This window comes from Agrobacterium sp. CG160-95 (assembly GCF_053521725.1).
The window spans coordinates 1-19,631 of sequence record NZ_JBNWDU010000012.1; the positions used below are offsets into that span (position 1 = coordinate 1).

The 19,631-nt window shown below is 56.7% G+C and carries 27 protein-coding genes, 1 tRNA gene and 3 pseudogenes; 21 read left to right on the forward strand and 10 right to left on the reverse strand.

The genetic code is table 11. From position 1 onward, the window contains the following. Positions 1 to 116 precede the first annotated feature (116 nt). The 11 genes and pseudogenes from ACQZ63_RS26665 (at position 117) to ACQZ63_RS26715 (ending at position 5,954) form a co-directional block, all read left to right on the forward strand. Positions 117 to 193 (forward strand) — tRNA-Met (locus ACQZ63_RS26665). 136 nt (positions 194 to 329) lie between these two features. Further along, on the forward strand, positions 330 to 617 hold the full coding sequence (locus tag ACQZ63_RS26670; protein ID WP_448799542.1) for a transposase: 288 nt from the start codon (positions 330 to 332) through the stop codon (positions 615 to 617). A 205-nt stretch (positions 618 to 822) separates the two neighbouring features. After that, complete coding sequence (locus ACQZ63_RS26675; protein ID WP_080814635.1) at positions 823 to 1,230, forward strand: low affinity iron permease family protein; 408 nt, start codon at positions 823 to 825, stop codon at positions 1,228 to 1,230. Between the two features lie 104 nt (positions 1,231 to 1,334). Further along, on the forward strand, positions 1,335 to 1,952 hold the full coding sequence (locus tag ACQZ63_RS26680; RefSeq protein ID WP_448799592.1) for a flavodoxin family protein: 618 nt from the start codon (positions 1,335 to 1,337) through the stop codon (positions 1,950 to 1,952). Positions 1,953 to 2,206: 254 nt separating this feature from the next. Continuing rightward, complete coding sequence (locus ACQZ63_RS26685; RefSeq protein WP_448799543.1) at positions 2,207 to 2,524, forward strand: PepSY domain-containing protein; 318 nt, start codon at positions 2,207 to 2,209, stop codon at positions 2,522 to 2,524. A gap of 26 nt (positions 2,525 to 2,550) precedes the next feature. Continuing rightward, a complete protein-coding gene (locus tag ACQZ63_RS26690; RefSeq protein WP_448799545.1) occupies positions 2,551 to 3,159 on the forward strand; it encodes a general stress protein in 609 nt (202 codons plus the stop codon). 68 nt (positions 3,160 to 3,227) lie between these two features. Further along, positions 3,228 to 3,719, forward strand: a pseudogene (locus tag ACQZ63_RS26695) (catalase); the annotation flags it as partial. Positions 3,720 to 3,779: 60 nt separating this feature from the next. After that, positions 3,780 to 4,280, forward strand: coding sequence for a YciE/YciF ferroxidase family protein (locus tag ACQZ63_RS26700; protein ID WP_448799547.1), 501 nt, complete (start codon positions 3,780 to 3,782; stop codon positions 4,278 to 4,280). A gap of 81 nt (positions 4,281 to 4,361) precedes the next feature. Then, on the forward strand, positions 4,362 to 5,021 hold the full coding sequence (locus tag ACQZ63_RS26705) for a DUF6766 family protein (protein ID WP_448799548.1): 660 nt from the start codon (positions 4,362 to 4,364) through the stop codon (positions 5,019 to 5,021). Positions 5,022 to 5,030: 9 nt separating this feature from the next. After that, positions 5,031 to 5,657, forward strand: coding sequence for an isochorismatase family cysteine hydrolase (locus tag ACQZ63_RS26710; RefSeq protein WP_448799549.1), 627 nt, complete (start codon positions 5,031 to 5,033; stop codon positions 5,655 to 5,657). A gap of 99 nt (positions 5,658 to 5,756) precedes the next feature. Further along, a complete protein-coding gene (locus ACQZ63_RS26715; protein WP_003519000.1) occupies positions 5,757 to 5,954 on the forward strand; it encodes a hypothetical protein in 198 nt (65 codons plus the stop codon). Positions 5,955 to 5,975: 21 nt separating this feature from the next. On the opposite strand, the gene ACQZ63_RS26720 is transcribed toward ACQZ63_RS26715, so the two are convergent. After that, positions 5,976 to 6,206 (reverse strand): hypothetical protein, encoded by a 231-nt coding sequence (locus tag ACQZ63_RS26720; RefSeq protein WP_013762433.1) that lies wholly within the window; start codon positions 6,204 to 6,206, stop codon positions 5,976 to 5,978. A gap of 150 nt (positions 6,207 to 6,356) precedes the next feature. Between ACQZ63_RS26720 and ACQZ63_RS26725 the strand changes: the two genes are divergently transcribed. Both ACQZ63_RS26725 and ACQZ63_RS26730 read left to right on the forward strand, forming a co-directional pair. Further along, positions 6,357 to 6,524, forward strand: coding sequence for a hypothetical protein (locus ACQZ63_RS26725; protein WP_162633772.1), 168 nt, complete (start codon positions 6,357 to 6,359; stop codon positions 6,522 to 6,524). Positions 6,525 to 6,669: 145 nt separating this feature from the next. Continuing rightward, positions 6,670 to 7,194, forward strand: coding sequence for a sigma-70 family RNA polymerase sigma factor (locus ACQZ63_RS26730; protein ID WP_013762435.1), 525 nt, complete (start codon positions 6,670 to 6,672; stop codon positions 7,192 to 7,194). 116 nt (positions 7,195 to 7,310) lie between these two features. Here the strand turns inward: ACQZ63_RS26730 and treZ are convergent, their stop codons facing one another. The 5 genes from treZ to ACQZ63_RS26755 form a co-directional block, all read right to left on the reverse strand. Further along, entirely contained in the window at positions 7,311 to 9,092 is a 1,782-nt protein-coding gene (gene treZ / locus ACQZ63_RS26735) for a malto-oligosyltrehalose trehalohydrolase (RefSeq protein WP_448799550.1), read from the reverse strand. Between the two features lie 26 nt (positions 9,093 to 9,118). Next, on the reverse strand, positions 9,119 to 10,648 hold the full coding sequence (gene glgA, locus ACQZ63_RS26740) for a glycogen synthase GlgA (protein WP_448799551.1): 1,530 nt from the start codon (positions 10,646 to 10,648) through the stop codon (positions 9,119 to 9,121). Positions 10,649 to 11,162: 514 nt separating this feature from the next. After that, positions 11,163 to 11,390 (reverse strand): hypothetical protein, encoded by a 228-nt coding sequence (locus ACQZ63_RS26745; protein ID WP_003518990.1) that lies wholly within the window; start codon positions 11,388 to 11,390, stop codon positions 11,163 to 11,165. A 124-nt stretch (positions 11,391 to 11,514) separates the two neighbouring features. Further along, positions 11,515 to 12,297: a Crp/Fnr family transcriptional regulator gene (locus tag ACQZ63_RS26750; protein ID WP_448799552.1), complete on the reverse strand. Its 783-nt coding sequence runs from the start codon at positions 12,295 to 12,297 to the stop codon at positions 11,515 to 11,517. Between the two features lie 15 nt (positions 12,298 to 12,312). Beyond that, positions 12,313 to 12,672: a hypothetical protein gene (locus ACQZ63_RS26755; RefSeq protein WP_448799553.1), complete on the reverse strand. Its 360-nt coding sequence runs from the start codon at positions 12,670 to 12,672 to the stop codon at positions 12,313 to 12,315. Positions 12,673 to 12,922: 250 nt separating this feature from the next. Between ACQZ63_RS26755 and ACQZ63_RS26760 the strand changes: the two genes are divergently transcribed. Continuing rightward, positions 12,923 to 13,171 carry a hypothetical protein gene (locus ACQZ63_RS26760; protein ID WP_333721996.1) on the forward strand — a complete coding sequence of 83 codons (249 nt, stop codon included), beginning with the start codon at positions 12,923 to 12,925 and terminating at the stop codon, positions 13,169 to 13,171. Positions 13,172 to 13,195: 24 nt separating this feature from the next. Here ACQZ63_RS26760 and ACQZ63_RS26765 read toward each other — a convergent pair whose 3' ends face one another. After that, entirely contained in the window at positions 13,196 to 13,534 is a 339-nt protein-coding gene (locus ACQZ63_RS26765; protein WP_448799554.1) for a hypothetical protein, read from the reverse strand. 261 nt (positions 13,535 to 13,795) lie between these two features. Here ACQZ63_RS26765 and ACQZ63_RS26770 point away from each other — a divergent pair, with 261 nt between their 5' ends. After that, the gene (locus ACQZ63_RS26770; RefSeq protein ID WP_448799555.1) at positions 13,796 to 14,542 is read left to right on the forward strand and encodes a Crp/Fnr family transcriptional regulator; all 747 of its coding nucleotides are present in this window, start codon (positions 13,796 to 13,798) and stop codon (positions 14,540 to 14,542) included. Here ACQZ63_RS26770 and ACQZ63_RS26775 read toward each other — a convergent pair. Together ACQZ63_RS26775 and ACQZ63_RS26780 are read right to left on the reverse strand one after the other, a co-directional pair. Further along, on the reverse strand, positions 14,525 to 14,764 hold the full coding sequence (locus ACQZ63_RS26775) for a DUF6894 family protein (RefSeq protein ID WP_448799556.1): 240 nt from the start codon (positions 14,762 to 14,764) through the stop codon (positions 14,525 to 14,527). The two genes, ACQZ63_RS26770 and ACQZ63_RS26775, sit on opposite strands and share 18 nt — an antisense overlap. A 51-nt stretch (positions 14,765 to 14,815) precedes the next feature. Next, a complete protein-coding gene (locus ACQZ63_RS26780) occupies positions 14,816 to 15,004 on the reverse strand; it encodes a hypothetical protein (protein WP_448799557.1) in 189 nt (62 codons plus the stop codon). Between the two features lie 152 nt (positions 15,005 to 15,156). Between ACQZ63_RS26780 and ACQZ63_RS26785 the strand changes: the two genes are divergently transcribed. From ACQZ63_RS26785 to ACQZ63_RS26805, 5 genes and pseudogenes are all read left to right on the forward strand, one after another. After that, a complete protein-coding gene (locus ACQZ63_RS26785; RefSeq protein WP_448799558.1) occupies positions 15,157 to 15,360 on the forward strand; it encodes a hypothetical protein in 204 nt (67 codons plus the stop codon). A gap of 33 nt (positions 15,361 to 15,393) precedes the next feature. Continuing rightward, positions 15,394 to 15,585, forward strand: coding sequence for a hypothetical protein (locus ACQZ63_RS26790; protein ID WP_111790949.1), 192 nt, complete (start codon positions 15,394 to 15,396; stop codon positions 15,583 to 15,585). Positions 15,586 to 15,648: 63 nt separating this feature from the next. Next, a pseudogene (locus tag ACQZ63_RS26795) lies at positions 15,649 to 15,896 on the forward strand (DUF3175 domain-containing protein). 167 nt (positions 15,897 to 16,063) lie between these two features. Beyond that, a complete protein-coding gene (locus ACQZ63_RS26800; RefSeq protein ID WP_448799559.1) occupies positions 16,064 to 16,249 on the forward strand; it encodes a hypothetical protein in 186 nt (61 codons plus the stop codon). An 818-nt stretch (positions 16,250 to 17,067) separates the two neighbouring features. Then, positions 17,068 to 17,190: pseudogene (locus tag ACQZ63_RS26805) on the forward strand (type II toxin-antitoxin system Phd/YefM family antitoxin); the annotation flags it as partial. A 161-nt stretch (positions 17,191 to 17,351) separates the two neighbouring features. On the opposite strand, the gene ACQZ63_RS26810 reads toward ACQZ63_RS26805, so the two are convergent. After that, on the reverse strand, positions 17,352 to 18,416 hold the full coding sequence (locus tag ACQZ63_RS26810) for a class I SAM-dependent methyltransferase (RefSeq protein ID WP_448799560.1): 1,065 nt from the start codon (positions 18,414 to 18,416) through the stop codon (positions 17,352 to 17,354). A 238-nt stretch (positions 18,417 to 18,654) separates the two neighbouring features. On the opposite strand from ACQZ63_RS26810, the gene ACQZ63_RS26815 reads away from it, so the two are divergent. After that, entirely contained in the window at positions 18,655 to 19,467 is an 813-nt protein-coding gene (locus tag ACQZ63_RS26815) for a nickel-binding protein (protein ID WP_448799561.1), read from the forward strand. Positions 19,468 to 19,631 lie beyond the last annotated feature (164 nt).

A 19,631-nucleotide genomic window follows, 5' to 3' on the forward strand; every position in this document is an offset into this window, starting at 1 on the left:
GCAACGTGCGTCCCTTAAAGGAGACAAATCGCCTTCGGCAATTTGGTCCGGAACTATACATCACAGCGTCCCTGTGATGCAGTCGCGATAAATCCAATAGGGATTTACGCTGGTAACGCGGGGTGGAGCAGCCCGGTAGCTCGTCAGGCTCATAACCTGAAGGCCGCAGGTTCAAATCCTGCCCCCGCAACCAATTCAAACTTGAATGTTTAACCATTCAAATCGCTTAACAAAATGCTCCTCCGCGCAAGCGTCGAGGAGCTTTTTGCGTTTCTGATCCCTGTCCAACTCGCCGGCACGAAGCATCTCCAGATAATCGTGCTGCGTATGTGAGACGTGCACCAGACCACGCGCGAAGGCTATCCGGTTGCGAGGTTTCTCAACGTCACGGCGTTGCCCAGCTCTCACTATACGAATGGAAGAAGAGGTTTGGGGCGTCGAACGCCAAGGGCGACGAGGTGACCGAGGAGAACAGGCGGCTGAAGAAAGAACTGGCTCGCAGTAGCTGTGCCCGCAAAAACGGGTCGGTGTTCGTGGGTGGTCCTCGTCCTGAAGAGGGTAACTTTGCCATCTACACATTGTCCCGAAGAAATGGCGTTCTGGTGCTGTACTTTTGAGATGGCTGGCAGCGGGTGAACGTCGTCTCGCTTCGTACTTAAAGCATGGTGCTGCTCGCTCCAACTCGCCGCGTTCCGGAACCATCGCGCGTGTTCTTTGTTTGGGGGCAACGGAACGCAGCACGCATTGCCGGTCCGTAGATCGCGGGTGATACGGCAGGTGTGTTCTGCGTCAGTGTCGGTGTCAGCCATGAGGTGCAGCGCCATGGACAGGTTTTTCACTCAATTAGCGAGCCGCATAGCGTCTTTTTCCGGTTCGCCGACAGCTTTTGTCGCCGCGCTTGGCACAGTCATCGTCTGGGGAATAAGCGGGCCGCTGTTCGGGTTTTCTGAGGTCTGGCAACTGGTCATCAACACAGGCACGACCATTGTCACCTTTCTCATGATTTTCCTCGTGCAGAACTCGCAGAACCGGGATTCTGCGGCGATGGAAGCAAAACTAGACGAATTGCTTCGAGCTGTGGAGGAGGCGCGGGCGGATTTCATCGGGATCGAGCATCTCACGGAAGCAGAAATTGAGGACATCCGCGCTCGGCTGGAAAAGGAAAACGGCTCTGAAGGTGAAAAGCCGCCGCCGCATCATGCCATGGCGCGATTGCTTTCCCGGCGTTAGGTCGGGCGGTTTGTCAGATGGCGGCGGCGGCCATCGCTTGTCATCGCCGTGACATCGTCACCGAAGACCACACGCGGCAAAGCCCGCTGACAGAAGGAATTATTATGTCTCTCAAGGCCCTTGCGTTGAATGCCACACTTAAGTCCTCCAAATCGGCAGAGCCGTCATCGACAGAAAGAGTTCTGGCCCTGATCCTTCAAGAGCTCGGCGATCACGATGTTCAAAGCGAAATGATTTGGCTCGCTGATCATGACATCAAGGCCGGGGTTACGTCAGACGAAGGCGAGGGGGATGCCTGGCCGGCTATCCTCGAGAAGATTCTTGCTGCCGATATTCTTTTGTTTGGCACACCGATATGGCTCGGACAGCCTTCGAGCGTGTGCAAACGAGCGCTGGAGCGCATGGATGCATTTCTGGAGGAAAAGGACGAGCAGGGGCGTATGGTTTCCTACGGCAAGGTTGCCGCGGTGGCAGTCGTCGGGAATGAGGATGGGGCTCACCACGTTTCTGCGGAACTTTTCCAGGCTCTGAATGATGTTGGCTTCACAATCCCGGCAAATGCGGTTGCCTATTGGCTAGGGGAGGCGATGGGATCGAAGAATTTCGTCGATCTCGATGAGACGCCTGATGCCGTTAGAACCATGATCAGCATCCTTGTGCGCAACACGGTGCACTTGGCGGGACTCCTGAAGAACAGCCAATATCCGGGCAGCGAGGACTGATATCCATTTTACCGGTTCGTGTCGCAGGCCTTACGCCCTCGAACGGCTACGCGGGTCGTATGCTATCGAGCCCTCCATGATCCGCTCCGAATTTTCGAAACGAGATTCTCCTCGTCGATCATTATTTTTCGGAACTCTCCGCATGTCGGTTTGTTCGGGAGATGTCCATGCCGGCCCTGAAAGGGGTTTGCCATCTCGGGGGAACGCCCGAGAGGGAGGCTGGAGAGCCATAATGCAAGCGGAGGAAAATCCCAATGAAGAAGACTGTTTTCTTTGCGTTGCTTCTGGGGAGCGGCGCGCTGTCGGCTTTCGCCCAGCAGACGCCGACCGCCAATCCCGGAGGCGATACGCCTGCTGTCGCCACGCCGGGCGCCAGTAACCCTACGGCCCCGGTGGAGGGCGCCAATAGCTTCACTGAGGCGCAGGCCAGACAGAGGATTGAAGATGCCGGTTACACCCAGGTCAAGAATCTGACGAAGGATCACAAGGGCGTGTGGATGGCATCGGGCATGAAGGGCGGCAAGACCGTCGCCATCGCGCTCGATTATCAGGGCAACGTCGTCGCCAAGTGAGGCGCGCAGGATTTGGGAGAAATGACATGAGAACCGTAACCGGACTTTTCGATGACTATGATGATGCGAGCGCTGCCGTTTCCGAACTGGAGCGAGCGGGCGTGCCGTCAAGCGATATCAGCGTTGTGGCCAGCAACGCCGACAGGCGACATGGAGAGGATTCCGATTCCAATGCTGCTGAGGGCGCCGGCGCGGGTGCTGGCATCGGCGCGCTTGTTGGTGGCGCTGGGGGTCTGCTGGCGGGACTTGGGTTGATGGCGATCCCGGGAGTGGGGCCGGTGGTTGCAGCCGGTTGGCTTGCCGCAACGGCAGTCGGAGCAGCCGGCGGCGCTGTTGCCGGCGGTGCGGCCGGCGGGCTGATCGGAGCTATGACCCGCTCGGGTGTTTCCGAAGAGGATGCCAATCTCTACGCGGAAGGGGTGCGCAGGGGCGGCACACTGGTAACCGCCCGTGTGGAAGACAATCTGGTGCCGGAGGCCGAGGCCGTGCTGAAGCGGCAAGGCTGGGTTGATCCTGCCGAACGCCGCGCCGCTTATCGCGAACAGGGCTGGACGCGTTTCGACGAGACATCGAGACCCTACGCAGCGGAAGACATTCAACAGGAACGTAGCCGCTATCGCCGCTCGGCAATTTGACGAGAACGTCAGTCCTCCAGGGGCCTGGTTCCGCCATGGTCCCTGGTCAACGCCTTGCAGGAGTTAACATGGCCAAAAAACCAGATTCCACCTCATCATCCGTTACCATCCACGACCAGAAGCTTGTTCGGGGAGAAGGAGGCGAGCTGCACCAGATTGCCACTGGCGACGAGCCCGTGCTGACGACCGCGCAGGGCGGGCCGGTTGCGGACGACCAGAATTCCCTTCGGGTCGGTCCTCGCGGGCCGCTTCTCGTGGATGATTTTCATTTCCGCGAGAAGATTTTCCATTTCGATCACGAGCGAATTCCAGAACGCGTGGTTCATGCCCGCGGTTACGGCGCGCATGGCTATTTCGAGACCTATGACTCCCTTGCCGCCCACACCAAGGCTGACCTGTTTCAGAGGGCCGGTGAAAAGACCCCTGCCTTCGTGCGGTTCTCGACAGTGGCCGGCAACAAGGGCTCGGCCGATCTCGCGCGGGATGTGCGCGGCTTTGCCGTGAAGCTCTACACCAAGGAAGGAAATTGGGATCTCGTCGGCAAGGCCTCCGTTCCCGTTAATGAGCAATGACGAACATCTGATTTCCCACTCACCAACCAAAGCAACAGGAGACTAAAAATGGCTGAGAAGACATTGGAAGACCTTTTCCTCGATACGGTGAAGGACATTTATTTTGCCGAGCGCCAGATTCTCAAGGCGCTTCCGAAGATGGCGCGCGCTGCGCAATCGCAGGACTTGAAGGCGGCATTCGAAAAACACAGGGACGAGACAGAGGTCCATGTGGAGCGTTTGCAGAATGTCTTTGAACTGCTCGGCAAGCCGGCGCGCGGCAAGACCTGTGAGGCGATCCAGGGCATCATCGCGGAAGGCGAGGAAATCATGGAGGAATTCAAAGGCTCGTCCGCGCTTGATGCTGGGCTCATTTCTTCGGCGCAGGCCGTGGAGCATTACGAGATCACCCGCTACGGCACATTGAAGACGTGGGCGGTTGAACTCGGCATGAAGGAAGCGGCCAAACTGTTCGAACAGACGCTGGGCGAAGAAAGCGCGACGGACACGGCGCTCTCGTCGCTTGCCCAGGCCAGCGCAAACGTGAAGGCCAAATCCAAGGCGGCGTAAGCGGTCCGTCACCTGGGAGGTGCCGCTCAAACCGGCGGCACCTTCGATTTCGCAGTTGTCTCTTTCATGCGAGGCTGAACCATGAGGCTGTTTCGCGACAATGGATTGGCGATTGTCCTTGTCCTGACTTCCGTATTGACGATCGGTGGTATGCTGGCGACCGGTTGGGCGGTTTACAATGAGGAGCTGGCGCAACATCACGCCATGCCTCTCACGTTTTTTTCCTATGCAAAGAGCGGTCATTTTCTCTCCGCTTTGTTCGAAAACTGGGAGAGCGAATTCCTCCAGATGTCGGCTTACGTGATGCTGACCGCATTTCTTTTTCAAAGAGGCTCGTCGGAGTCCAAGGATCCTGACAAGACTGCCCCGCAGGATGAAGACCCTGCCCAAAAAGAAGATGATCCCAAGGCGCCCTGGCCGGTAAAACTTGGCGGATTTATCCGTGCCATTTATTCCTATTCCCTGGGTCTGGCGCTGTTCTTCCTTTTTATCGTCAGTCTTGTCCTGCATCTGAAATACAGTGCCGACACGGCGGCGTTGGAAGCCGCCATGCACGGCGAGCCCGAGACGACGCTGTTTGCGCATTTGGGAAGTGTAGAATTCTGGTTTGAATCGTTTCAGAACTGGCAATCGGAGTTTCTGTCGACTGCGGTCCTCGTCGTTCTTTCCATCTTCCTGCGCTTTCGCGGTTCGCCGGAATCGAAGCCGGTTGCCGCTCGTCACAGCGAGACCGGCGGGTAGGGAGGAGGCATGGTCAAATTTTCGGACGAGGGAGACTGGCGGCACCTGTGCGTCGATATGCAGCGCGTTTTCGCCGAGCATACGCCATGGCATGTCGAATGGATGGACCGCATCAGCGAGGAGGTGGAGGCCGTGGTTCGGGCGGATGCCGCCCGCTGTATCTTCACCTGTTTTATACCGCCTAAAACCGTAGAAGAGGCTCCCGGTGCGTGGCGCGCCTATTATGAAAAATGGCCGATGATGACGCAGCAGTCCCTGCCTCCCGAGCTCATCGAGGTAATCCCCTCCCTATCGCGCTATATCCCACCCGCCCGTATCTTCCGCAAAAGCGTCTATTCGCCGTGGCAACATGGGGGTCTCGGCGAAATCCTGCGGAAAGAGCATGTATCGACGATTGTGATAACAGGCGGAGAAACGGATGTCTGCGTTCTCGCCACCGTTCTGGGTGCGATAGACCGAGGTTTCCATGTCATTCTGGTAGAGGACGCGCTTTGCAGCGGAAGGGATGCGACACACGACGCAGCGTTAAAGCTGCTCTCCGGCCGTTATTCGACGCAGCTGCAGGTCTGCGATACGGCGACACTCCTCGGTACTCTTCCGTCGCAATCCGCTCGGCGGTCCGTAAGATTGTCTTGAGCCAGCGTCACTATTCATCATCACAGCAACGGAAGAAAGGGAACAAGCCTGGCCGAGCGCAGTTAGGCCACCAATCTTCCCAGCAACGGAGGTCCAGCCGTGACCCAGAGAGTCGATCACGAAACCAGCAACAGCCTGAATATCGAGGCTGCGACCCCGAAGGTCATCAAGATCATTGTGGGCGAGCGTACCGTGCTTGAGGGCGTTTTGAACACCGGCAGCGTATTGACGGTGCAGACACGAGAGGGCGCCGAGCCACAATCCATCGAACTTCTGATCGAGGACCTGGCACGGTGAAAATTGCGATTGTCGATCGGATTAACCCCTGAAATCGCCCTCGTTGGTGTCCCGTTCATCGTAGTTCAAATCCCAGTCTTTTTCGGGTTTTTTGACCCCGGGCGGCAGCTTGTTGGCGGTTGCGTCGTCCGAGCCGGTGATAACCCTTGGCTTCGCGCTCGCGACGCCGTTGTTATCAGAGGTTTTTTTGCCGCGCGCAAATTGCGGCTCGCTGTCCTTATGGATCTGCTTGAGCTTGTCGTCCTTGTTCATGACATCCTCCTTGATACCTCCCTAACCATTTTCCGGCGACAGTGTTCCCTCAGGCCTTCATCACGCCGGAACATCCTTCAGGCTGCATGGTTAGAAAACTGCGGGGGTAGCGGGTCCCTCATTTTGGAAACCACAAGCGGAGATGAAGCGATGAGCCTACCAGACGATGACGCCAAGCCAGAGCCCGGTACGGATGACGCCCGTGCTGGCAATAGCGATGAAAGCCGCAAGGACAGGGAACAGACGAGAGAAAACGCGGAACGCATGATTGAACAGCGGCATCGGAAACAATCACCCGGCAGTGCGAAAAGTGCCTGAAGCCACGTTGTCGGGACGCGAGCGTAGACGCGGTCCGGGTGTTCTCAATGAGACCTTTGGATCGTCGCGGATTTCGCTATTGTACGTTGGCGTACAGCAACCAAGCGTCTGCCGAGCCATTTGCCCATGGTGAAAGGATGGGAAAATGGCCAAGCACGCTGTGAGTGGAGTTTCCGGAAACACATTAAATGATTCGCAGCTGGAGGTGTTGCGTATCGGTATTGCAGATCTGGCGCCGGCCTTGACGGCTTTTGCCCGCCGCTTCGTCAGGAATGAAGAGGATGTCGACGATCTCGTTCAAGAGACGATGTTGCGAGGACTGCGGTCCCTGCACGGTTTTACGCCCGGCACGGCTTTGAAATCGTGGCTCTTCACCATTTTGCGCAACACGTTCTGTACCCGCTACAAGGTGTCTAAACGCGAATGTGTAGGCTTGCCCGTTGGTATCGAGCAGACCATGTCTACCCCTGCCAGCCAGGAATGGCGTGTGCAGCATCAGGAAGTCATGCGGGCTATACGGGATCTCGACAAGGATCAGAAAAAAGCTCTTCTGCTTGTCGCCGGAGGGACGAGTTACTCCGATGCCGCGGCCATTTGCGGCTGCCGGGTGGGCACCATCAAAAGCCGGGTGAACAGGGCAAGGGAATCGCTTCGGCGCAATCTTGACTAAAGTGTAATTTCTCACACTCGAGAGCGCCTTTCCGGCGGATCGCCGGAAATCATCTTTCGGTGAGTTGAACCGCTCGCGCAAGACATTGCCGCGGCCGTTTTGTTTCTTTGCTCCTGTCAGCGGTCACCGATCGCAAATTGCAGGGCATAATCGTCATAGCTCGTACCCTCGATACTGCCGTGCCGGAAAAAGGTTTCCCCCTGCACAGTCGGAAGACTTGTGAGGTTTGGCGAAAGGTTGGCGCGCATTTCCAGCCGTCCCGCGCTGAAATACCAGTCGATCGCCAGACACTGGGTTTCGCAGTCAAGGGAAACTCCTCTCTCGAAATCCGAGCACAGGAGCGGCCAGATGTACCGGCGCCGTTTCTCAAGCAATGCCTTCATCCTTTCCCTTGCCAGCTTCCCCTCGGTCGTTTCCGCCTCATCCCACTTCAGAGTGGAGATTTGCATCGTGTGCAGATCATTCGGATCCAACACCACCTCTGGGGCCTCGGGAGGTAATTCGCCCTGGAAGCTTTCCGCCTGTTTCAGCCGATTCTTGATCTCCTGCTCCCGGTCGTTTTCAGGGTGGTCGGAGAAAAAGAAGAACGGGTTGGTCGAACCATGGTCGTCGCCCATGAACATCAGCGGCGTCTGGGGGGCGAGGAGGAGGATCGTCTCAAGCGTATCGAAAAGGGGAGGTTGTATCAGGGAACGCAGCCGCTCCCCGCGCAGGCGGTTACCGGCCTGATCGTGGTTATGCAGAAAGTTTACGAACCGGTGGGGCGGGAGATGGCCGCTGGGTTCACCGCTTCCGGCAAAATTATGAGAAGGCCGCGGGTGGCCCTGATAGACAAAGCCGGTTGCGAGCGAGCGGCGAAGACCGTCATAGGGCTGGTTCGCGAAATCCTCGTAAATGCCGCCGTCCTCATGCGTGGTGGCAACATGAATCACGTGGTGAAAGTCGTCGTTCCATTCGGCATCGACACCGACGAGGCCATCAGACGAAGGTGTCATGGGTGAAACTGCATTTCGCGCGTCTTCCGTAACGATATGGACATGCCTGCTCGTTATCGCCCGTTTCACGTGCCCCGCCATCTCGATCAGAAAATCGACGTCTCCGTCGCCGCCGGCGAGATGGTCGGCGGCATCGATCCGCAGCCCGTCAAACCGATATGTCTCTAGCCAGTAGAGCGCGTTCTGGAGAAAGAGCGACCGCACCTCGGCGCGGTTGAAGTCCGGCGCGGGTCCCCACGGCGTCCCGCCCTGCTTGAAGAATGTGGGAGCAAACGCCTCAATTGCGTTCCCCGTGGTGCCGAAGTGGTTATAGACGACATCCAGCAGCACCATGATGCCGTGGGCGTGGGCCCTATCGATAAAGGCCTTGAGGTCTTCGGGCGTTCCATAATCTCGCTGGGGCGCGAACTGCAGAACGCCGTCATAACCCCAGCCGCGACTGCCCGAGAAGGTAGCAAGCGGCATGAGTTCGACAACCGTCACACCGATGCCCGCGAGATATTCGAGCTTCTCCCCTGCGGCCCCAAATGTTCCTTCTTTTGTAAAAGTTCCGACATGAAGCTCATAGACGACCGCTTCGAGCCACGGCCGGCCTTTCCAGTCGGGGTTTTTCCAGTGGAAGTCATGGTTGACGATAAGGGAGGGGCCGAGAGGGCCTTCGTCCTGCTGGTTGGAAGCGGGATCCGCAACCCTTGTCCCGTCATCCAGTATGAAGCCGTAGCGATCGCCGGCGGAGGTGGTTTTTGTGGCGTTATGCCAGCCATTCCCGGCCGTTTGCATGTCGAATTCCGCGTCGTTCAGCCACAGTTTCACCGTTGCCGAGGCGGGTGCCCAGATGCTGAAATCCGTGTCGCCGGATTGATTGCGCTGCACACCCCATTTGCGATAATTCGCTGCATTCATCACCAGAGCCTCCTGTTGCCAGTGGCCTAACCTGTTGGTGATCCTGGGGTTCCCGCCTGCCGCCTGTCACCTCTTATCTTTGCAAAAGTCTCGGGTCTGAAGTCGGCGACCGCATTCTTTTTGCACTTGCTGTTGCCAACAAGGCTCTCGAAAAGCGCCATATATTGTGCGGCACTCTTGTCCCAGGAAAAATTAGCCTGCATGGCCTGCCCCTGAAGTCGCCGGAAAAGTTCCCGGTCATTATAGGCGTTAATGGCGCGGTCCAGTGCTGCGCACAGATCGTCTGTATTCGCCGGCTCGAATTGAAAGCCTGTCGCCACGCCCGCTTCAATGGCCGCGTCATTCGCGTCGATAATGGTTTCCGCCAGCCCGCCCGTGCGGCTGACGATGGGCAGCGCGCCATATCGCAGCGCGTAGAGCTGCGTCAGCCCGCATGGTTCGAACCGCGAAGGCTGGATGATGAAATCCGAGCCGGCCTGGATCATGTGCGCCAGCCGTTCGTCATAGCCGATATGGGCGCAGACCAGCTCCGGATAACGCTTTGCCAGCGCCTGCAAGCTGTCTTCCAGTGTCGTATCCCCCTCTCCGTGAATGATCAGCCTGCCTTTCCTTTCAATTATAAGGGGTACGACGTGAGGGAGGAGATCGATCCCCTTTTGCCAGGTCAGGCGACTGACCACGCCGAAGACCGGGCCCTGAGTAGGTGCAAGACCAAGGGCCTGGAGCAATGCATATTTGTTGAGGCTCCGTCTCGTAGCCGTGGCAGCCGTGAAATTGGCGAGAATGTAAGGGTCCGTCGCCGGATTCCAGACGTCCTGATCGACGCCGTTGACGATGCCGCGTAGGTTCTCGCGCCGCTTAGCAAGCACGCCCTGCATTCCCATTCCCCTTTCCGGTGTGAGGATTTCTCTTGCGTAAGTGGGGCTTACCGTCGTCACGGCCGATGCGGTCGTCAGGCCACCCTTCAAAAACGACATGTCGCCATAATATTCGAGGCAATCCACCGTGCAGAGGTGGGGCGGCAATCCGAGAACGCCCGCCCGCTCCAGTGGATATTGTCCCTGAAACGAGAGATTGTGAAGGGTAAGGACGGAGGGCACCTGCGGCGTTGCCTCGGCGAGGTAGACGCAGCTTAAGGCCGCGTGCCAATCATGCGCGTGAACGAGATCGGGCTTCCAGCCGTCAATCGCACCGACTGCGATTTTCGCTGCAACCTTGGAAAGGACCGCAAAGCGCAGATCGTTGTCGGAAAAAGGCTCGCCTTTTATGCCATAGGGATGGCCGTCCCTGTCGAACAGGTCCGACGCTTCCAGAAGCAGCAGTTGTTGACCGTCTGAGATAACGGGATAAACCGATACCGGCTGCTCAAGAACAGTTGCACTCAGACATGGCTCCTTTCCGCGGATAAGTGGCGTGAGCCTGCGGTACAAAGGCAGCAATGTACGAACATCCGCCCCCTGTCTCGCCAGCGCCTCCGGCAGAGCACCTGCCGCATCGGCCAATCCGCCGGTTTTGACGAATGGAAACATTTCGGCCGTCACGGCAAGAATCCGCATTTGGCGCCTCCAGGAACCGCATTGATCTTAGATTGCGAGGAGCCCGGAAACAGGTTGGTGACAACCAAGCCGCCTGCCGGGAACAGGCGGGCATTACCTGTCCTGCCGGTGCCCTTGATGGGTCGTGTTAATCTTTATGTTTGCCTGCCGGCCCGTCTGGGTCGAAGCTTTCTGTTCCTGGGCAGATGAGGCGTCTTCCGTGCTCAGGCGGCCATTGTCACCGGGGCCCTGGTGGCTCCGGTTGTCTTCTGGAATAGGGAGAGTTTTCCGGGTCATTTGATAACCTCGTTCGGTATGAGTTCCTTGGAGCAACCCGAACCGTGCCTACGCAGGTTTGTTCCCGGTCCGCCGGCTGACTTTCATATCGTGATCGTGTCGTTTCACGGATCGATCCACGGTCGGAACACGGCAACGTTCTGCCCACCCGCATGGCGAGATGTAGGATAATCGGAAACCTGGGAGGTGAAAAACTAAGCTGAAATCGTGACAGGATGCCACCCGTCAGACCTGGATGTCAGCCGACACGCAATTTGGTTCGGAAATAGAGAGCGGCCAATTGCTGGAGTTTCGACGGATCGACGACGCCGCGATCATACATTTTCAGGACATAGCGGGCGACGTCTGCAGGGCATAGAGCCGGATCGCGTTCTGCAGACACAACATTTTCGTAGGCTGCCTTAACGATATTGATGTCTTCGTTCAGAAAAATTCCAGCACTCAGGTATTCGTGATTGGTTTGCATTTCACCTCCTTGAAACGCGCTCTGCGTTTCACAGCATGAGGGAAGATGCATTTATCTTATAGAGAAACGACCAAAGGTAAATGTCCGCAAGCGTACCAACGACAACTGAGAACGGCCGTCGGGCTTAGCGAACGCCCTCGCTCGCAACAGCAGTCAGGTCGTCAAGCGCGGAATCAGAGCTGTATTTGCGTATAAATCGGGCGAGCATTCGATTGTTTTCCTCCTCGGGCACGCCGTAGAGATCGCCGGCATAGGTCTCAAGCATCTCGCGGTTCTTGATCGTAATTCGTCCCCTTTCGGAGCGAATGAACCCAAGGCTTTCCAGCACGTGGAGAGCGTCCGTTACGCTCGCGCGTCTGACTGCCAGCATGGTTGACAGGAATTCGTGGGTCAGTTGCAGCTGATTGCTTTCCACCCGGTCGTGGCACATCAGGAGCCAGCGGGCGAGGCGCTCCGTTACGGACTGGGTGGCGTTCGAAGATGCCGTGAATTGTATCTGTGTTCTTGAGACGTGCAGGGCGCAGACCAGAATGTCGAAGAATACCCGATGTTTTGAAACAAGCGCGTCAAACGACCTGATATCCATGAAAAGTGCTTCGCCCGGAGCTTGCATGACGATCTCGGTCAGGTTCGTTTGCGCGCCTGCTACGGCTCCCGCCGGCACGAACCCCTCTTTGCCGACAACTCCCGCCTCGGTCTTGCGTCCCGATTTGGTGACGACAACGACGGAAGCTATGCCGGATGACAGGAAGAAAACACCCTCGATGGCCCCGCCGGCGGGTATCAGCACGTCGCCCAGTGCGAGGTTGATAGACCTGCACGCGTCTGCAACCTCAACCCGGACGGCATCGGGTAAATGAGAAAGCAGAATATTGGCTTCGCCATGGCTATCGGGTTGCTTCAGCATGACACGTGCCTCCCTTTAATGTCTGATGCCTCCTCCTTGCGCTATCAAGGCGGAAACAATGTTTTCAATGTCTTCCGAACGCCTGGAGAGGACAAAAGGTCCCGGCTCGCTATCGATGACCGCTTCGGGTACGAAAAAAAGATAGGGAATGGCTTCGCCATCCAACTGCTCGGTGAGGCGTAGCAGGATGTTTGCCTCGTAACGAACGTCGATAATCGCGGCGGTAAATTTCAGAGCGGCTTCACTCTCTATGAAACTTGCGGAATACGGTCCCTCGAGACCAATCTGAGCATGAAACCAAGCCATCCTGATTTCCGGCGTCACGGTATCAGTCATGCCAATGATTGCGATGGTGAGGCGTTTGACAGTCCGCATGCTTTACTCCTCGCATACCACTGCATGGGTGTGCCGTTCCACGTACCATAACGCCTGAGCAGGATGATTTCAGCCGCCCCGTAGTCCGAATTTATCAAATAAGCGCGAGAGGGCTGGCGCGGCGTTGGGCATCTCGTCCCGATGATGAAAACCTCTTGCGACGGTTTTCCTCGCCGCCGTCCCGCTTCGGGGGCGGAACAATTGCGGATGGGCGGGGGTGGGATGCCGCGCGCCCATGAGGAGGTATCGGATGCAGGCAAAAGACAATGACTTGGCTGATCCGCCACGGGAAAGCATCAGGCTTGAGCAGGATATAAACCGACCGGTAAGTGAAAGGCTCGATTCAAAGTTTTCACCCATCGGCGTAGATGACGGCGATTTTCGCCGCCGCAAACGCACCTGGAAAACCATGATGGTCTATACGCTTGTGATATTTGCGCTGGCGGCCGCCATTGCGCTCTATTTTTTAATCGCGACGCATCCCGGTCGCACCGCGTGAGCCGGCGCCGGCCCGTCATTTCGCCTAGACCTTACCCGCCTCCAGATTGCGACCATCAGTCGACGGTGGAACGCTGATTTCTGCGCTTTTGCGTCGCAGGGGAACATCCACCTGTTGGGGCACCGCCACCCTTACCTGAAGCGACCGGGACACCCGATTGGGGGCTGCGGTATCGGTCAGCGTCATATGGGTAGTTTGAGCGAAGCGTCTCGCCTCTTCGGTCCGCAGCATATCGTTCTCCAGCAGCTTTGCTGCCGCGAGCGCGAGATGTCGGCTGGGATAAACGCCTCTTATGATATCAGAGATGACGACGGCCCATCCATTTTCATGCGCCGTGATCTGGTATTCGATGTTCTTTTTCATGGTGTTCAAGCCTCCCTGTTTGGCAGCCCCTAACCACGATTCGAAGAGCTTGTTCCAGATATTGAAGGCGGATGCGGCGGATTGCTTTCGCTAAGTCGTCCCGGCAAGAATTTCGCCTGTTCGGCCATTCCCCGATGCAGCAAGGGACCCTCCTGCAAATTCGTACGGAAACGTACTCACTGTTTTCATGCGATTTTCCGCTGTTAATATGACCACTGCATATTGTTGTTTTCGAGCAAGGGGCGAACCGGGCGAACCGCTATGCTTGGATCTGATTTTTTTGTTTATAACCTGCTATTGAAAACCCTGCGCATGGAAGGGCTGTCACGGCTCGCGTCTCGAATGGAGCACGTCGATCTGCCGGCGGGGTATCAGCTCGTTGCGCCTGGCGTGCCTGTTTCCCATCTCTGTTTCATCGAAACCGGTCTGGCATCCACCGTCGTTCATAACGATAGCGGTAAAAGCATAGAAACCGTGCTCGTCGGCCGGGAGGGGATCACCGGCTGGCCCGCCCTTCTGGGCGCGGAAACCACGCCGGATGAAACCGTCATGGGTGTCGGCGGCCGTGGCTTTCTGATCCCCGCCGTCGAACTGCGACAGGAGATGGAGAACGACGTGCGGCTGCGGGAGCTTTTGCTGGGCTATATCAATATCTGTCTGCTTCAGGTGGGCCAGCTTGTGCTGGCAAATGGGCAGTACAGTCTGCGCGAAAGGCTCGCGCGCTGGCTGCTGATGTGTCATGACCGGCTCGATACCGATGATCTGCCGATCACCCATGAGTTCCTCTCCACGGTTCTTGGCGTGCGGCGGCCGGGCATCACCAACGAGCTGCATGTTCTCGAAGGCATTCATGCCATCCGTGCCAGCCGAGGAAACGTCCGGATCGTCAATCGAAGCATATTGGAAGACGTCGCCGACACGACCTACGGCGTCCCGGAAAAAGAATATGAAAAACTGATAACTCGTATGCGGACGGACGTTGCAACGCCATCAGTCATTTCTGCCTAGCGCGTCGGCGAAGCGGACGACTTTCAATACTTCCTGCTGTTTATTCCGGATGATGATGCATCCTTCCGAGATGTCGCGCCCTTGCAGGACTGCCTCGCTCATCAGCGCCCGGGCATCTTGGAGCGCCTCCTCGATCGCCCGGTCGAGCGACGGCAGATCGCTGCCTTCCAGATCATCGAGGATGTTTTTGCCGCTGATCACGGTGAAGAAAAATCTTGGCATGTTGGTTCCTCAGGAACGACATGGTCGCCGTAGGCGCACCGCGGCTTGTCCTCAGCCGAAGTGTCGCAAATATTGGGCTTGTTTCTCAAGCCGGGCGGCAAGTTCGGAAATGCTCATATTGGTCGCGCATAAATGAATAGCGCATTCCAGGAATTGCAGTGACGAGCGCCTGATAAAGTCTTGCTGCTGCTCATAAGCCCTTCTGGAGATGCGATCGGATTTGCCGGATTTGTCCGTCATCGTCATGTTCCCTCGGATTGAATTTTCTCTCGCGCCTAACCGGGGCAACGCGAAATTGTTTCGAAAAAAGTTGCCACGCTGTGTCGTTGTCTTCGCGGAACATCGTCGCCGCAAAGAGGTTGGGTGGGTTCGCAACCCAACCGGAGGCAATGATGAACAATAATTCTCCACGAGATGGCGCTCCCGGCACCACCGACCAATCACCCCGTTGGGAGGGGCCGAAGGAAACCCGCCCCAGCGGCTACATGGAGCCCCTTGACGATCCCGAGCACGATCGGGAGGCTGTTGGGGAGAACGTCAAAAACCCACGTAAGAAGCGTGTTTCCGACGCAATGAAAACGCGCGACGAGAAGTAATGCGCGGCTCGTCCGTTGCGACCGGAGGAAGACATGTCCACTTCAACAAAAATACCGGCCAGCATCCGTCAGGGCGGGCCGGGTGCATCGCATGAAAACGCGAAGGCACCCTTGGAAATCAAGAAACCCGCCGCAGATAACGACAAGCGTTCGAAGAGCAGGGTTTCCGGAGGAGGTCGTGGGCGTGACAGTCACCATACCCATGACCCATACCGAAAATCATGATTCGCCGGGAGAGAAACAGTGAAAAAGGCGAAAAAGAAAAAGAAAAAGAAATGGTCGTAGAAGGTGACCAAGGAAAGCGACGCGCTCGATCTTGAGAAAGACGTGTTCACGAAAAACGATGCCTCGGAGATTGCCAGATCGCCGAAGGCCTCGGCAGAGCAATTTGACAGGCGCAAGACCAATCAAGGTCTGCGATGTCGATGCTGGTGTTTTATATCAACCGCGCCGGCGGGATACTGCCGACCAACCGCAAAAAAGTACTGGAAGATGCGAAGGAGGAGCTTCGCAAGGAATTCGGCAAGCGGCGGTAGGACCGATCCTGCACATTGATCGTCATCATTGCTCGTTTTGCCCGGTTGAGCGAAAATCGCTTCTCACGAAATATTAAATATAGGAACTCCTCTCGCCGTGCATGGTTGGCCTAGTGCGTGCCACAAGGCGCGCAAGTGACAAATCACCAAAATGAGGAGTACATATCATGGCAAATCAAGGTAGTACGCAGGAACAGCACGTGAAGGCCGGCCAGCAAAGCCACAAGAACAGCGACAATCGTTCGCAGTCGGCATCGGCCTCTAAAAGTGGCGATAATGGCAAAGGCCGCGGTGGCACGCATGAGCAGCACGTGAAGGCGGGCCAGCAGAGCCACAAAAATTCCTGGCGCTAGAGAACTGGAACATCCCCCCGCGCGTCGCGGGGATTTCTTCGTTTCGGTTCCGGCATGAGCCAGGTACGTCACATGCCTTTTGCCCCCGTGCGTTTTTTTGGCATCGACGTGGCGATCCACAAAGTGACGAACGTATCCTTCCCCACTGCTCGCCGGAATTGCATAGGCAAACGTAAGGACTGCAATTCATACCGATCGTGGCGGCGCACCCAGTCCATTCCTTCGACTTCATTGCGTCTGTTGATTTGCGTAACGGATTGACCCACTTGCGCGTTTTTGGGGTGACCCACCTTATCGGCAACTTGTTGGCTATCCTCGCATCATAGCCATTTGCGCTGGATCAGCGCCAGATTGAAAAGCAGCTCAACTTGCGATAGAATTCGGCGGATCAGTTCAAAGCGATGGATCTTACAAGTCTCCGTGCGATCAGGCCCCCGCAACCAATATCCCTGCGATTCCAATAAAACCCCATCACGAGGCTTTTTGCGTTTTTGCCCTTCGATCGCCTGGCTCGGCTCAACAGTTCTTCGAGTATTGCCCTCTCGTTGAGGAACTCTGTTTTCCTCTTGCCCGAAGCAAACGTAAGGATCGCGTCAGATCGCCGCGTAGTACGATCACCAGTTCCGCACCATCGGGCACGAGATCAATGCGGTTTACCAGCGTGCGAAGCTTGTCGGCCGCCTGTGCCCTCGTCGCCTCGTTGCCAAGCTGGTCGTGAAGAGCAGCGATCTCCTCATGATAAAATTTTGCCAGATTGGGATGCCGCAGGGGAGGTGGCTCCTCCGCATTGCGGATTTCGGATTACATAGAGGTTTCCGATGACCATGACACGTTTTTCCTGCAGTGAAGTCGATCTTGACGTTAGCAAGGCAAAGAAAGCCGCCCAAGCGGGACCTGTGACCATCACCCATCGCGGCAGGCCATCTCATGTGTTGATGACGTGACGCGAGTTCCAGCGCCTCGCCGAAAAGCGCCGCAACCTCGTCGACGACGCAAGAGCACTAACGGCTGATCGCCATCAAATCTCGTCGCCATGTTCCGCACTATGAACTGGCAAATGCTCAGGTCTACAATGCTGGCGCGCAACGCCCCCGAAACACTCCTAAACCCGCGCTTCCAGAACCATGTTGAAGGGCCCGGTGAAGGCTCGCCTGACGCTGGAAAAGCCACCCGAACGAATGACCTCTGAGAGCTTAGCTTCGCCGGCCTGAGCTCCCAATCCTTCACCAACCTCCTGGTCAAGTGACGTTGGCACGCAGATCATGGTTGATGCATTGTAGTAAAGGCGGCCGACAGGATTCATATTGTCCGCCGGGCGGTCGCCCGAGATAGGTTCGACGATCATCCAGGTGCCGTCATTTTTAAGGATACGAGACATGTGCCCCGCACACCCACGCGGATCACCCATATCATGCAGACAGTCGAAACTGGTGATGAGATCGAAATCCGTATCCTTGATGTCTTTGGCCGTCGCCGCCACGAATTTCACCCGGTCGTCCACCCCATGGCTTCGGGCATGCTTGTTCGCCTCTTCTATGGATGGCTCGTGGAAGTCATAGCCTGTGAAGCTGGCGTTGGGGTAGGCCTCGGCCATAAGAATTGTCGAGAAGCCGACGCCACAGCCGACATCGGCGACCCGGGCGCCTTTCACCAGTTTGTCCTCGACGCCATGAAGGGCGGGCAGCCACGATTGGACAATATTGTTCACATATCCCGGCCGAAAGAACGCGCCCGTTGCGCAGAATAGGCAACCTGCAGTGTCACCCCATCGCACCCCGCCGCCGGTCCGGAAGCTGTGCTCAACCTTGGGCTCTCCCTCGATCATCGCCGCGACCAGATCGAAAGCTCCTTCGAGATAGACGGGGCTGTCCTTGTTGGCGAACACCATCGCCTGCTCGGGTGAGAGACTGAACATCCCGGAACCGCTGTCGTAGTCGATGTAGCCGTTTGCCGCCTGTGCCAGCGCCCACTCCCTGACGTAGCGTTCCAACAGGCTACCGGAGGCTGCCGCAAGGCCTGTGGATGTTAGCGGTCCGGCGCGGTGCAGCGTATCGAACAGGCCCAGTCTCAAGCCAATCCTGACAGTTGGAACACTGAAGGCTCCCCCTAGATCGCCCAGCATTTTGCCAATAAAAGAATTCAGTTTTGTTTCGTCGAGCTGTGTCATTTCATTCCCCCCAATTAATTGAGTTGGCGGGCAAAGGCTGACCGAAAATTTACGCGTCAGTGAATGCTCGTAGGCGAAGTAAGATAGCCGAATACCCATAATTTGTCACGCACACCAATATCGCTCTATCGGTGGTCCGCTCCTGACTAGCGTTACCCGTAAGAGTGATGGACGACAGCGCGAGGAAGTCGTAAACTGGCTTGAAGACCAGGCAACGATATACTCCCGGGAGGAAGCAATGCCTATCTTCATGGACCGGCACGAGCTTGCCGGAGTTTCAGCGGCGGATATCGCCGCTGCACACCTTAAAGATCTCAACATTCAGGATCAGTACGGCGTCAGGTTCCTGACCTACTGGTTTGATGAAAGGCGTGGTACGGCCTTTTGCCTTATCGATGCCCCAGACGCTGAAACTGCGCAGTGCGTACATCGGGAAGCCCACGGATTTGTCGCCAGTGAAGTGGTGGAAGTCGCTCTGTCCGCTGTGGAAGCATTTCTCGGGCGAATACAGGATCCCTTGTCGCTTGCTACCATCTCGAAAGATATGGATGCCGGCCACCGTGCAATCCTGTTCACTGATATTGTCGGTTCAACCGAGATGACGGCCCGTCTTGGCGATCGTATGGCGGCGGAACTCGTCCGCGCACACGATGCCCTGGTTCGTGGTTGTCTAGGGCGACGGTCGGGGCGAGAGGTCAAGCACACCGGCGATGGCATAATGGCTGTGTTCTCGTCCGTACCGTTTGCCGTGGATTGCGCCATTGATATCCAACGGGAGTTCCATCGCTACAACAGCGGCAACGGTGAGCCAATTCACATCCGCATTGGACTGGATTGTGGTGAGCCGATCGAGGACAGCAATGATTTCTTCGGTGCGACCGTGCAACTGGCAGCCAGGCTCTGTGCCGCGGCCGAGAGCGACCAGATCCTGATATCGGACAAGACCTTCAAGGAATATGGCAGCGCCGATGTCCTCGTCTATGGCAATCAATACAGACTGAAAGGATTTGCCGAGCCGGTCATCGCATATCGTTGCGAGTGGCTGCACTAGCGACGTGATTTGAAATCTGATGTAGAAATGACCATCAAATGGTAATCTGCGTGGAGCTACCGTGCGGTTGTTGGATTCCCAGACGACGCATATCACGATAGACAGTATAGCGCCCAAGCCCAAGCTGCCGGGCTGCTTCCGTCGGAGATGTTTTTGCTTCGATA